At 59.6% G+C, this 13728-nt stretch carries 11 protein-coding genes; 3 read left to right on the top strand and 8 right to left on the bottom strand.

Translation table 11 applies throughout. The features are described 5' to 3' along the window. Positions 1-303: 303 nt before the first annotated feature. Positions 304-2997: a protein kinase domain-containing protein gene (locus FYK55_RS21780; RefSeq protein ID WP_150078727.1), complete on the top strand. Its 2694-nt coding sequence runs from the start codon at positions 304-306 to the stop codon at positions 2995-2997. Positions 2998-3040: 43 nt separating this feature from the next. On the opposite strand, the gene FYK55_RS21775 is transcribed toward FYK55_RS21780, so the two are convergent. Then, positions 3041-3604 carry a DUF4416 family protein gene (locus tag FYK55_RS21775; protein WP_150078726.1) on the bottom strand — a complete coding sequence of 188 codons (564 nt, stop codon included), beginning with the start codon at positions 3602-3604 and terminating at the stop codon, positions 3041-3043. A gap of 75 nt (positions 3605-3679) precedes the next feature. Here FYK55_RS21775 and FYK55_RS21770 point away from each other — a divergent pair, with 75 nt between their 5' ends. Next, complete coding sequence (locus FYK55_RS21770) at positions 3680-4786, top strand: pyridoxal phosphate-dependent aminotransferase (RefSeq protein ID WP_150078725.1); 1107 nt, start codon at positions 3680-3682, stop codon at positions 4784-4786. Between the two features lie 63 nt (positions 4787-4849). Here FYK55_RS21770 and FYK55_RS21765 read toward each other — a convergent pair whose 3' ends face one another. The 4 genes from FYK55_RS21765 to FYK55_RS21750 all read right to left on the bottom strand — a co-directional run bounded on the left by FYK55_RS21765 (position 4850) and on the right by FYK55_RS21750 (position 8538). Next, positions 4850-6028, bottom strand: a complete 1179-nt coding sequence (locus tag FYK55_RS21765) for a cysteine desulfurase family protein (RefSeq protein WP_150078724.1) — start codon at positions 6026-6028, stop codon at positions 4850-4852. 18 nt (positions 6029-6046) lie between these two features. Beyond that, entirely contained in the window at positions 6047-6664 is a 618-nt protein-coding gene (locus FYK55_RS21760; protein ID WP_150078723.1) for a phosphoesterase, read from the bottom strand. A 155-nt stretch (positions 6665-6819) separates the two neighbouring features. After that, on the bottom strand, positions 6820-7923 hold the full coding sequence (locus FYK55_RS21755; protein ID WP_150078722.1) for a cis-3-hydroxy-L-proline dehydratase: 1104 nt from the start codon (positions 7921-7923) through the stop codon (positions 6820-6822). A gap of 111 nt (positions 7924-8034) precedes the next feature. Next, a complete protein-coding gene (locus tag FYK55_RS21750; RefSeq protein ID WP_201743774.1) occupies positions 8035-8538 on the bottom strand; it encodes a GNAT family N-acetyltransferase in 504 nt (167 codons plus the stop codon). 210 nt (positions 8539-8748) lie between these two features. On the opposite strand from FYK55_RS21750, the gene FYK55_RS21745 reads away from it, so the two are divergent. Then, a complete protein-coding gene (locus FYK55_RS21745) occupies positions 8749-9417 on the top strand; it encodes a transposase (RefSeq protein WP_150078720.1) in 669 nt (222 codons plus the stop codon). A gap of 79 nt (positions 9418-9496) precedes the next feature. Here FYK55_RS21745 and FYK55_RS21740 read toward each other — a convergent pair whose 3' ends face one another. The 3 genes from FYK55_RS21740 to FYK55_RS21730 all read right to left on the bottom strand — a co-directional run bounded on the left by FYK55_RS21740 (position 9497) and on the right by FYK55_RS21730 (position 13721). After that, entirely contained in the window at positions 9497-9928 is a 432-nt protein-coding gene (locus FYK55_RS21740) for a response regulator (RefSeq protein ID WP_150078719.1), read from the bottom strand. 24 nt (positions 9929-9952) lie between these two features. After that, a complete protein-coding gene (locus tag FYK55_RS21735) occupies positions 9953-11386 on the bottom strand; it encodes a protein kinase domain-containing protein (RefSeq protein ID WP_150078718.1) in 1434 nt (477 codons plus the stop codon). Positions 11387-11513: 127 nt separating this feature from the next. After that, the gene (locus FYK55_RS21730; RefSeq protein ID WP_161604670.1) at positions 11514-13721 is read right to left on the bottom strand and encodes a PAS domain S-box protein; all 2208 of its coding nucleotides are present in this window, start codon (positions 13719-13721) and stop codon (positions 11514-11516) included. Positions 13722-13728: the final 7 nt, after the last annotated feature.

Raw genomic sequence — 13728 nt, 5'->3', positions numbered from 1 at the left:
GGGGTTTGGGGCAAGGAGTTCAGCCGACAGCGGTGATCGTGATTTGATGCCGCCGATCGAGTCCTAGATTAGCGTGACAAAACGACATCGGACACCTCCGCCGCTATACTTACGCCTGGGGCGTTGGTGAACCGGCGGTGCCGCTTACTGACGTCCTAGCATCCAGGGCATCCTGCCGGTCTGTCCTCCGCAACCCGCCCCAAAAGTGAATCAAAGACCAAGAGAACGTGCTGCCAAGCCACAGCGAACCACTGCTGCGCGCCGATTTGTCAAACGTCTCGAATTTTTGCCCCTGGTAACGCCTTGTCCGAGTCCGCACCACGTCCAAGATTGCCGCACGACGAATCGAGCAGCGAATCGCTGGTCAGCGATCTCGGTCTAAGCTCGTCGGACTCCTGCGTTCCCGACTTGCCGCCGGATCCGCCCACCTGCGAAGTGGGATCCAGCGACTCCCAAGTCGACTCCCTCGACCTGAACAGTCCTTCGTTGCAGGAACCCGGTGACGGACCGGGATCCGGAATTCCCACGCGAATTGGGGAGTACCGCGTCAAAAACCTGATCGGCAGCGGCGGGATGGGTCAGGTTTATTTGGCCGAACACATTCGGATGCAACGGCAGGTCGCGTTGAAGGTGCTGCGCAGCGACCGCATGTCGGACGACGCCTCGGTGGAGCGGTTTTACGACGAAGTCCGAGCCGCGTCGCGAGTGTTGCATCCCAACGTCGTGACCGCCTTCGACGCGGGGGAATTCGAAGGAATTCATTTCCTGGTGATGGAGTATGTCGACGGCGTGACGTTAACTCGGCTGGTCGCCAAGAACGGCCCGCTGTCACCCGGAATGGCTGCCTCGATCATTCGCCAGGCCGCTCTGGGGCTGCTGCATGCCCACCGTGCCGGAATCGTGCACCGGGACGTCAAACCCGGCAACATCATTCAGGCCAAAGACGGAACGATCAAAGTCCTGGACCTGGGTCTGGCACAGATCAGCAACGTGCTGTGGTCGGACGATGGTCGCGAATTGGGCCGAATTCAAGACCCGGATTCGCGGCACAAGCGGAAGGGCAAATTGATCGGCACGCTGTCTTACATGTCGCCCGAACAGTTGGAATCTCCCGACGACGCGGACCCCCGCAGCGACATCTATGCGTTGGGTGCGGTCCTGTTTTTCCTGCTGACCGGGCGCCCGCCGTTCCAAGGCGAATACCTGGACCAGGTGTACGGCCACCGCCACGGCGAAATCCCCGACCTGATGCAGTTCCGCGGCGACGTCGATTGGGGAATGGCCAACATCCTGCGACGGATGATGGCCAAGCGACTCAGTGAGCGTTATGCGTCGCTGGACGAGGTGATCGACGACTTGCGGCCGTACGTCGAAGACGCCCAGGCGCCGACGTGGCTTTCCGAGTACGTTTCTCGCCAGGCCCCGGTGGATGTCTCCACGATGTCCGGCGGGTCCACCGCCATCACCAACCTGCCGCTGGTGGGGATCGATCTGGGCATGACCTACGCGGCGGTGGCGGAATCCATCTCCGGGGTCGGCATCCGCAACATGCCCGCCGGAGAAGACGGCCAGCCGCTGTTCCGAATGGCGATCGCCACTGATGAAGGACACCTGCAGTTTGACACCGCGGCCAACCAGATGCGGTTGACGCGCCCCCGCCAGGTCGCCCACTGCCTGCCCATGTACATCGGCAAGGATTTCGTGCAGCGGGAAGTCGGCGGGCGGAAATGCCCGCCGGAAGTCCTGCTGGCGATTGCGATCCGCAAGGTCGTGGCCAACGCATGGCCGGACCGCCCGATCCCCAAACTGGCCGCCATCGCGGTCCCCTCCAGCTACGACCAGTTCCATCGCCGAAGCATCAAGCAGGCCGCCCGGATCGCCGGGATCGACTCGATGCGTTTGGTCGATCGCAGCGTGGCTGCGGTTCAATCGCTGCTGTTGGAAAACGACAGCGCGTCTCTGGACGACCACGACGCCGTCGATCTGGCGGATTCCGATACCGTGCTTTTTTTGGGGCTGACCGGACAGGCGTCCGAGGTGGCGCTGATCCGCCGCGAGTCGATGCAATTGACGCAACTTGCGACCGACGGCCACTGGCATACGGGGATGTTGGCTTGGCAGCAACGGTTGGTCGAACTGGCCGCCAGCGGTTTCCGAAGCGCTTATCGGTTTGACCCGTCAAAGTCGTCGCTGGTCGCGTCCCGTTTACAGGTCTCTTGCGAACGGGCCTTGAAGTCGCTGTTGCTGCTGCCCCAAGTCACCATCACCATCGACCGCGACGGACAACCGCTGTCCATCGTCGTCTGTCGTGAAGAGTGGCTGGAACGTTGCCATGACTTGATCCAAGGGTTGCAGCGATCGATGCAACTGGTCTGCAAGCTCGCGAACGTTCGGCCGACGCAAATTGACGAATGCGTGACACTGGGTCCGCTGCTGGGGATCCCGGCGGTGCGACACAAACTGCTCAAACACCTGCGCCGAAACCTGCATGTCCGGCAGGTCGACCGCAGTGAAGTCGCCCGCGGGGCCGCCGCTTGCCTGACCGCCGAACTGCCACAGCGAAGCGACATGCTGACCCCGCCCCGGTGCGTCTCCAGCCAGACGATCGGCATTGTGGTCGAAGGCACCGGCGGACGCCGAAAGATTCTGCCCATCATTCCGCGGGGCACGATCTTGCCGGCCCGCACCAACCGAAAACTGACGATCGCCCGAAATCGCGACTCCATGACGTTGTCGGTCGTCGAATCGTCGGGCGTTCGTGGTGACAATTGGCACTCGCTGGGACGCTACGAATTCGAAGTCGACAAGGGTTCCAGCAATCAACTGAAGCGAACCCGATTGATCGGATTCGAATTGAACGTCGACGGCCTGCTTAGCGTTCGGGCGCAGACCCCTGGCACTCCCGAAAGCAAACGCTTGCCGATCATCCCGGCCTCGCTGTTGCAGGCCGAAGGCGAAGCGGAATGGATCCGCTGGATGTCCAATCTCACTTTCTGAACGATCCGCCGCGAGTTTTTCCCAAGCCGCGTGGACGATGGCTTCAATCGGTCGGACGTCGCCGCAGCATGCCCCGAGACAGCAAGTGGTCACGCAGATGATCACGGCATTGCGTGGCAAATGCGGCCACAGCCTCCGTCCGGTAATCCGGATAGGTCCAGCGGTGATGCACCCAGCGTTTCGCCGTGTAGGTCAACGTGATCTCTCCGAAAATCCCGTCGCGCAGATAGACACGGTGGTCGCGGTTCTTCGTTGTCGCCAGAACCAGTTTGGCCTGCGTCACGTAACCCGGATCCAGATTCAGCGGTCGAATCGACGGGTAATCGGGGCCGGCAAAATCACGTTCGACGGCGTTGGTCCACAACTTCCAGTCGGCCAGCGTCCCGCCGTCAATCGGGTCGCCAAAAGCGACCAGTTGCTTTTTCAACGGGTGCCCCATCGACTCGGCGTAATAGCCTCCCGCTTCAAATGGCAAACAGGGCGACTGCACCATGATTTCACCCCAATTCTCGGACAACCTGTTGATTGCCTGGTTGCGGATGCGATCATCCGCTGAAATCACGGCACAGATTCGCACCACCGGTTCGACGTTGAACACCTCGGCCATCAGCCACCTCTCGTCTAGAATCTCGCGGTGTCACCGAAAACGACCGCATCCTCCCCACGCATTCATCGATCTATTATGCACCCCTGGATCGCCGATCGAACCACCACCTTTGACGCCAGCGGGATTCGAAAGGTTTTCGACCTGGCCGCAAAGCTTAAGGATCCCATCAACTTGTCGATCGGGCAGCCCGATTTTGACGTCCCCGAGTCGATTCAGGATGCCGCGATCGATGCGATCCGAAGTGGAAAGAACGCCTACTCACCAACGCAGGGCATCGCTCCGTTGCGGGAGTCGTTGATGCAATCGATCAACGCCCGCTATCCGAGCCAGGATCGCGACGTGTTCATCAGCAGCGGCACCAGCGGTGGGTTGATGTTGGCGATGATGTCGATGGTCAATCCGGGCGACGAAGTGATCTACCTGGATCCGTACTTTGTGATGTACCCGGCGCTGTTGAAAATGTCGGGTGGCGTCGCGGTTCCGGTGGATTCTTATCCGGATTTTGAATTGGATCCGGACAAAATCGCCGCCGCCGTGACTCCACGCACCAAGATGATCCTGTTGAACAGTCCGGCAAACCCGACCGGCGTCACGGCCAGCCGGGAGCAATTGGAGGCCGTCGCCCAGTTGGCGGCGAGCAAGAACATCGCGTTGGTCTCCGACGAGATTTACAGCCGCTTCTACTACGATAAATCCTTCGTGTCGCCCGCCGAGTTCAATCCCGACACGATCGTGATCGACGGATTCAGCAAGAGCCACGCGATGACCGGCTGGCGTGTCGGCTACGTGCACGGGCCGCCGGAGATCATCGCGACGATGCTCAAGATCCAACAGTACTCCTTTGTTTGCGCGCCACAACCTTTTCAATGGGGCGCGGTGCAGGCGATGCAGGTCGACCTCCAAGACCAGATCGAAGCCTACCGTCGTAAACGAGATTTGATCTGCGACGGCTTGGCGGACCGCTTTGAATTCACACGCCCCGGGGGCGCCTTCTACTTGTTCCCCAAGGCCCCCGGCGACGCGGGCGGTGAAGCGTTCGTGCGGACCGCCATCGACCGAGGCCTGCTGATCATCCCGGGAAACATCTTCAGCGACCGAGACACCCATTTTCGCATCAGCTTTGCGGCCTCCGACGAAACCATTCGCAAAGGTGTGGCCCTGCTGAATGAGCTGGCCGGGTGACGTGAAAAAGCCCACGTAGCCACGCTCGCCAGAGTGTGGCTATCTGGAACTGCCTCTGGCCAACTACTGCAGCGACCCTGCTACGCGCTGGAATCCCTCGACCAACGCTGCGATTGCCAGTTCGATCTCGTCGCGTGTGTTGAACTTGCCGACGCCGAATCGGACACTCCGCCGCGCTTCACTTTCGCTCAACCCAATGCCCGTCAAAACATGACTGGGTTTCGCGTCTACGCTGCTGCAAGCCGAGCCGCTGCTGAACGCCACGCCCGGGGTCGCCGACATCCACGCTTCACCTTCAATTCCGGGAAGCATCACGTTCAAGTTGCCGACCAGGCGGCCCGACGGCTCCAGCGATGATCCGTTCAACCGCAATTCGTCGATGGACCGGTTCAGGCCGCTCCACAACCGATCTCGCAATGACAGAGCTTCCCGGGCGGTCGACTCGATTTCGGCACAGGCCAGTTCCATGGCGGCGGCGCAGCCGACCACGTTGGCCGGAGCCATCGTCCCGCTTCGAAGATTGCGTTGCTGGCCGCCTCCGACGATCAGAGGTTTCAAACGGACGCGACGGGGATGACAGCCGCTGGCGATCGTTAAAAACCCGACGCCCTTGGGCCCATAAAACTTGTGCGCCGAAGCACTCAGCAGGTCCACATCGACCTCAGCCAACGACACCGGGATTCTTCCCACCGCCTGTGTCGCATCGCTATGCAGCAGGGCTCCGGCTTCGTGGACCATCGCCGCAATCTGGTCAAGCGGCTGGATCACGCCGATTTCGTTATTGGCCCAATGCACCGAGACAAGTGCCGTGTCCTCATTCAATGCATCGCGCAGCGCGGCCAGGTCAACTTGTCCAGCCGATTCATGCCCCTGCTGATGAACCGGGACGCGGGTCACGCGAAAGCCATCCTTTTCCAATCGATCCACCACGTCCAATACCGCCGGATGCTCGATGGTCGTGGTGATCACATTCCGCCGTTTCTGTCGCGGATGCCGACAAACGCCGTCGATTGCCAGATTATTGCTCTCGGTCGCACCGCTGGTCATCAAGATCGAGTCGGCGGCGACCCCCAGAATCGCCCCCATGACGTTTAACGACGAATCAATGGCCTGTGCAGCTTCACGTCCGATTTCGTGCGAGGTGCTGTGGGGGTTTCCAAACTTCTCGGTCAACCACGGCAGCATGCGATCCAGCACGCGGCGGTCACAAGGGGTGGTTGCGTGGTTGTCCAGATAGATCACGTTCGATCCCCACCCACCTCAAGGTGACCCGTAAAGGGCGTTCAACGTGATCTGGCTCCAGGTCTCCAACCCCTCACGCTGCTCGAACAGGTCGCTGACGGGCACGAAGCCGCCATCGGCGAGGTCCGCTTCGTTGCTGGAGACATCGGGTGAATCGAGCACAAATCGGTGAACGACGCCCAGGTGAACCTGGCCCACTTCATTGGACGGATCGTAAATCAACCCCTCGCGTGATTCGGTGTACTCCGAACCCAAACGAATCTCTTCCTCCAGTTCCCGCTGCATGCCGGTGGAGTACGCGTCCGCACCGTCGCCGGCGTCTTCGCGACTGATGTGCCCGCCGATTCCGATGCTTCGCTTGGCATGCAACCGAGCCTCGCCGCCTCCGCCGCCGCGTGTGTAGGCAAACACATGCACCTGCCCCTCCGCATCGGTCCATTGCAGCACGACGTAGGGAATCAGCTGTTTGAAGCTGGGATCAACTTCCATCTGACTCCGCGGCCGGTAGGCCAACTGATCACTGGCAAGGATCGGGCCCAAAAACCGTTCGACTCCGGACTCAAATCCTTCAATCGCGCCGATCGAATCGATCACGCTTGCGGGAATGACCAGTACATGTTCTTCGGAAACAGTCATCGACCAGATTTGCTCTCGAGGCAGACGTATTGTGAGACGTCCCAAAGCTACCAACCACAGCCCGGTACGTTAAGCCGTCCACACCGCCGCCAGCCGTCCGCAGGGCCCACGGTCGTGCCGCGCCCCCAACCGAACGAAGACTCGCGGTCGGCGTGTCACGCAATTTCCACGACCCGTGGCCCCAGAACCTCCCATTTCGGGGTAACTCCCAGCCCCGGTTCCGAGCTCGCGGCCATCATCCCGTCCTGCCGTTTCGGCGCCCCCTCGGCAGTGCTGACGGTAACGTAGCTGTTGAAATCCGTGCTCGTGAACCGAAACGGTTCGGGGGTGCTGTGGGCCAAGTGAGCGATTGCAGCGGTGGTGACATCACCACCCCAGCTGTCTTCCAGCGTCATCGCGATTCCCATCGAGACGCACAGGTCACGTGCTTGCTTGGCTTTGGTCAATCCACCCAACTTGCTGATTTTCAAGTTGACGACATCCATCGCCAAATCGGACTTGGCCTGTAACAGCATGTCCAGTGAATCGATGTTTTCGTCCAGCACGAATGGATGGCTGGTGTTTCGACGCACGGCAAGGCATTCCTGATAGCTCAAACACGGTTGCTCGATGTAGACATCCAAATCGTGCACCGCGCGGACGACGCGCATCGCTTCGTGCTGTGTCCAGCCCGTGTTGGCATCGGCGACCAGGCGGTCGGTCGGTTGCAGGACGGCACGGGCGGCCCGAATCCGCTGGATGTCCGTATCCGGATCGCCGCCAACTTTCAGTTGAAAACGCGTGTAGCCTTGATCGCGATAGCCGGCGACGTTTTCGGCCATCCGATCCGGTTCGATCTGGGAGATGGCCCGATACAGCCGGACGCTCTCCCCAAACCGTCCGCCCATCAACACGCAGACCGGAAGCTCCGCCGCTTTGCCCAGAAGGTCCCAGCAAGCGATGTCGATGCCGGATTTGACATACGGGTGTCCCTTCAGCGCCGCGTCCATCCGCACATTCAACTTGCCAAGTTCTCTCGGATCCATGCCCAACAGGTGCGGCCCCAACTCCCGCAGCCCCGCCCGGACACCCTCCGCGTAAGCCGGCAAGTAAAACGGTCCCAGAGGACAAACCTCGCCGTATCCGGTCAGCCCGCATTCGGTCTCGACTCCCACAAGGGTGCTGTCGAACACCGAAACGGATTTGCCGCCGGACCACTTGTAGGACCCTTCGATCAGCGGCAGTTCGACGCGATGAGCAAAGAGACGAGCGATTTTCATCACGAGCACCAGCGAAACGGCAAGGGGAACGGCGGCAATCAGTCAGCAGGTCGACCGGGGCAGGGCGACCAGGGCAGGGCGACGGGCCAAATCATAACGGAATTGAACGCGTCAGAGCGGCGACCCACCGACGTCAATCTTTTTCTCCCAGAACATCGCCCGGCCGTCTTCCTCCCGAAGCTGGTAGGGGACAAACCCGAATCTGCGGTAGGCGCGTTGGGCCGGTTCATTGCCCTCCAAAACCTCCATCGTCATTTTGCAGCAACCTCGTTCGGCGGCAACCTCCTCAACGGCCTGCAGCAACTCCCCCGCAATCCCCCGTCCGCGAAACTCACGTTCCACCACTACGTCGTGAATGTTGACAATCCCCTGGCAGGCAAACGTGGAAAAGGATTCGAAACAATTGATCAATCCCACGGCCCGATCGTCGACGAAAGCAAGCAAGCTGAAGGCGTAAGGGCGACGCGCCAGCTCGCCGACCAGCCGGCTCAACCGGTCGGCCGGGATCGGCTGGCCACCCCCGGCCGGATCCCGGGCGTAGCCGTCAAGCAATCGCACGATCGACTGCGCGTGACGTTCGCACGAATAATCCGCCAATCGGACCGTTGGACTCATCGACATCATCTCTCCGATCAAAACGCAGGACGAACCTGCTTGACACACTTCTGCTCCGCCCAGAGTGCGATCCGTCAGTGCCGCCACACCACTTTCGCGGAGCGAAAGGCGACAATGACACTCCGTCGCCTTTCGCTCCGCGAAAGTAGCGTTCGACTACCCGAGTCCTCCAACACAAACGCGACGCTCGAAAGGAGGCAATGCTATCCAATGGATGACAAACCGCTGGGGGAATTGTATGACCCACAGGCTTCCCTTGCGATCAGTCGGCACAATCGCCCCCACTGGTCGCAAGCCGGCGCGATCGTCTTCATCACATTCCGTACGGCAGACTCGGTTCCCAGAGACGTCTTGCAGCGATGGGACCGCCAGAAGAATCATTGGATTCACCGACACACGGGAATCGAACTGCCCTGGCGAGACGCTTTGCAGAAGCTTGGTCGTTCAGATCTTAACCGATTCCATCGAGAGTTTAATCGGTGCCGCGAAACCTACCTGGACTGCTGTCACGGACGGTGCGTTCTGCGGCAACCGGAATTGGCGAAGATCGTGGCGAATTCGCTGCTTCACTTTGACGGCGATCGCTATTGCATGGGCGACTTTATCGTGATGCCCAATCACGTCCACTTGCTGGCGAGCTTCGCGTCGGAAGATTCGCTGGTGGCGCAGCTTGATTCCTGGTTGCACTTTACGGCACGGCAAATCAATCGTGCCCTGAACCAAACCGGGAAATTCTGGCAACAAGAACCTTTCGACCACTTGGTTCGCAGCCCCGAACAATATGAGTATCTGCGGAAATACATTCGGGACAACGGTAAAAAAGCCGGGTTAAAGAGAGGCGAGTATCTCTATCGGCGTTACGGAAAACAACGCGATTAAGCTGACCAAGATTTGTTCGGTCCAACCGGCGCCTTCCCGCCGCTTTCGCGGAGCGAAAGGCGACAATGCTGGCCGGCAGTCATCCAGAGGGTAGCGTTACCGTATCAAACCAGTACGTGCACAGACGGTCCACCACCGATTGAAATTCGAAGACGTCCATGGGCTTGACGATGTAGGAGCGACAGCCCAGTTGATAACAAATGCGAAGGTCGGTTTCGGCGCGCGAGGTCGTCAACACGACCACGGCCAATTGGTCCAGACAGGGATCCTCCCGCAGTTCCGCCAACACGTCACGACCATCCATGACCGGCATGTTCAAGTCCAGCAGCACCAAATCGGGCGTGCGAGCTTCCGCAAACTCGTTCTCTTTTCGCAGGTATCTCAGGCACATCCTGCCGTCGGGAACGTGGTAAAGATCAACCGAATCACGGCTGCGTCGAAATCCTTCACGAGTCAGCTGCACATCGTCGGCATCGTCCTCAACCAGTAAGACAAGGTTCGTGCGCTCCATGGTAGTGATTTCCTCTGCTGCAGATCATGGGGTCGCCAAGGATTCGGCCGAATGACTCCGGCGGCTCAGGGTGATAAAGATCATTCTTTCCAAAACGTTCGCATTCAGATCGTTCTTACTTGCAAAATCATCCGCGCCACCCGCGATACAGGCTTCACCCACCGAGACGTCTTGTTGACCGGTCAGCACCAGAATCGGCAAGTCTTCGAACAGGCCTCGCATCTTCTGCACGGTCCCGCAGCCAAAACTGTCCGGCAATTGCAGATCCAACAGGACGACATCGATTGTCGGATGTGCACGCAGTTGCTCAACCGCTTCGGCGACGGAGTGCGCCGCGTGGGTGGTGATCGAACTGTTCGCCCGGCGCAGCATTTCCACGGTCAACACCAAGTCGTCCTGATTGTCTTCGACGATCAACACTTCCACACTCCGCTTCCCGCAAGGCTCGATGTTGACGGGGCGGATGGATTCAAGTGTTTCCAGAACTTCCGTCATCGATTGGTAGCGGTTCTCCGGTTGGTGGGCGACCATCTTCTCCCAGACCGCTCGGACGTGACTGGGCGCGACGTCATGACAGAGTCGCCCCAACGACCGATTGTGCCGCAGTGCTCGCAGCTTGTCGCACAGCGAGTCGCCGGGAATCCGAGAGCGGCCCGTCAACAAGTAGAACCAGGTTGCTCCAAGCGAGTAAACATCGGACAGCGCGGTCGCCGAGGAAAGTGAAATCGCCTGCTCGGGAGCCATGAAATCGGGAGTCCCCGCCGAAACACCATCCAGCGTATTGAAAACTGCCAGCGACGCCTGTTCCTCCTGATCCGACAACGCCGCCAACCCCAAATCCGTGACCTTGACGATTTCGTCGCCGTCAAACATCAGATTGCCTGGCTTCACATCCCGGTGGATCAGTCCGCGGCGGTGGGCGTGTTCCAATCCGCGCGCCGCATCAATCATCACATCCAAGGAGCGTTTCCAATCCAAGGGGCCGTGATGCAGCACGTACTTTTGAAGGTCCGGCCCCAGCAATTGCTCCATCGCGATGTACAAAATCTGATCCTGCTGGCCGACTTCGTAGGAGATCACGACGTTGGGGTGCGCGAGCCGCTGCACCAAGTCCATTTCACGCTTGAACCGGTCGGTTGAGTGGATCGACCGCAACACCTTCAGGGCCACCCGCTCACTGCCGTCCTCCGTCAACGCGCTGAAGACCTGGCCGGATCCACCGCAGCCCAACAGCTCCTGGATCACGTAACGACCAATCTTCTTGCGCTCTAAGGACTCTTCGAACGAGAGAGACGACTGGTGATTCAGCCACCGCCTCAGTTCCTCCCGGACCAATCCCAACTGTTCGCTCGAAAATTGCCCACTCGCGTTCAATCGTTCGATCATCGATTCCGCGACGAACTGCGTCGCTGGTCCTTGCGGCACACGGCACAGAACCGACGTATTGAAACTACTCATGACGTTTGCAACCCAAAGCGACGCGAATCATGTGACGCGAACTGGCTTGCCCCTAGTCTGTACGGAATTCTAACGCACCACAGGGGGGCTTCGGGCGGCTTTTTCTCGCGTCTGGCAATGTTTTTCCTCAGCCGTTTTGGAGCCGCTCCCCATCGAGCGGTGCCCCAGAATGCCGCCCGGAATGCTGCGGCACCTCAGGCGGGCGGGCCGGCGGGCTGATCGCCTGGCCCGTCGTTCCGCCGTCCGATGCGTTTCTCGAGGCCCGCCCCGCCGGCTCCGTGGTTTCCGGGTTTTGGTCCCCAAATGACGCTTCGACGGCCGGTGCGTGCAACGGATTGATCGGCAACTCCACGAAAAAGGTGCTGCCTTGCCCGTCCACGGATTCGGCCCAAATCTTGCCTCCATGACGGCGGACGATCCGACGGCAAACGGCCAGCCCGATCCCCGTTCCCGGGTAAGCTTCGCGCGTGTGCAGCCGACGAAAGATTTCGAAGATCCTCTCCAAATGCTCTTCGCCGATGCCGATCCCGTTGTCGCGAATCGAGATCAGGCACCGCTCCGGCCCGACATCCGCATCGATCTGCACCCTCGGTTTGTCGCGGCAGTACTTGATCGCGTTTCCAATCAGGTTCAGCAGCAACTGCAGGATCTGGGAGCGGTCGCAATCGATCGACGGCAAAGTCGCGCACTGGATCTCGGCCCCACGCTCTTCAATCGATGCGTCCAGCAAAGCGAGCGCGTCGTTGACAATGTCGTTCAAGTCGGTTCGCTCGAATGGTGCCGCACGAGATTCGACGCGACAATAGATCAACAAATCGTCGATCATCCGTTGCATCCGCTTGGCAGCTTCGACGATCCGACGCATGTAGTCATCCGCCTTTTCATCGAACTGGCCCTCATAGTCCGTCCTCAGGAATTGCGCGAATCCGGTGATGCCGCGGAGCGGCGTTTGCAAGTCGTGGGAGGCGACGTAGGCGAACTGCTGCAATTGAACGTTGCTCTCCTGCAACGCTTCGTTGGCCCGCTCCAATTCATGGTTCAATCGTTTCAGTTCTCGCTCATTTTCAATTCTCTCGGTAATGTCAACGTGCACGCCGATCATTCGCATCGGCAGTCCCTGTTCGTCAAACGTGGCGTCGCCCTGAGCGAGAATCCAGCGGTAGGAGCCGTCTTTGCAGCGTAGCCGAAAGATCGACTTGTATTCGTTGGTTCGATGCTCGAAGTATTCATTCACTCGCTCGTGGGCGACATCGAAATCGTCGGGATGAAGCTGAGATTCCCAGTGGCTGAAGTGGTTCCACTGGACATCGTGCGGATACCCCAGCTGCTTCTTGTAGGTGGCCGAGTAGTAGACTTTGTTGGTGCGCGCGTTCCAGTCCCAAAGGCCCACGTTCCCCGCCGTGAGCGCCAGCTCCAAGCGGTCGCGTGCCATCGCCAGATCGCTGTTGCGAACCGAAACGACACGCTCCAATTCTTCGTTGTCGCGTTTGAGCGCTTCTTGCAATCGCTTCCGCTCGGTGACATCGGTGAAGGTGACCACCGCCCCGATCAGCTGGTCATTTTCGTAAATGGGATGCGACCAACATTCCGCCGGAAATGACGACCCGTCGCGGCGCCAGAAAGTTTCCTCCTCCAAATGCGCCGACGTCCCCCGTAGGAATGCATGCGAAATTTGACATTCACCGATCGGGTACACCTCCCCTCCGTCTCGGGTGTGATGCGTCAACGCATGCATGTTTTTCCCCAGCAACAGATCGGCCGATTGATACCCCAACATCTCGGCACAGGCCGTGTTGGCGAACGTGCAATTGCCTTCGTTGTCCAGCCCGTAGATGCCCTCGGCCGCCGAATTCAACAGCAGTCGCGTGCGCTCTTCGCTGAGCGCCAATTTTTGTCGTTCGGCATTCAACTGTTCGACAAGCGAAGTCAATTCACGGCTCTTGGAATCCCGCTCTCGATGAGTCTCCTCGATATCGCTTGCCCAGCGTTGATCAATCGCGACGCGTCTCAGTTGGCTGGACCTTAAACGCAACCACTGAAGACTCAGCAGCGTGACCGCACCGATCGTCAAAGCAATCAACAGACGGGCAACGAACTGCTCGGCGACCGGATTGAGAGCACCGACCAGCAGAAGCAGGACCACACACGCAGCGGCGGAGACGAGGACGACCGCAGCGTTCCTCGACTGCGAAGCGACGATCACCACTCCCACGTACAAGACCGCGATGGCACCTGCACCTTGCCAATACCAGTCAGCGATCGCGACCAAGCTCGCCAGGATCGCTGCCAGAACGGCGTAGCCCCCACGCAAAAATTGGGTGGTATTCGCATCCACGGGATCA

Origin of the sequence: Roseiconus nitratireducens (assembly GCF_008629675.1) — a bacterium.
Lineage (GTDB): Bacteria > Planctomycetota > Planctomycetia > Pirellulales > Pirellulaceae > Stieleria > Stieleria nitratireducens.
This window is presented reverse-complemented; position numbering and strand designations above follow the sequence as displayed.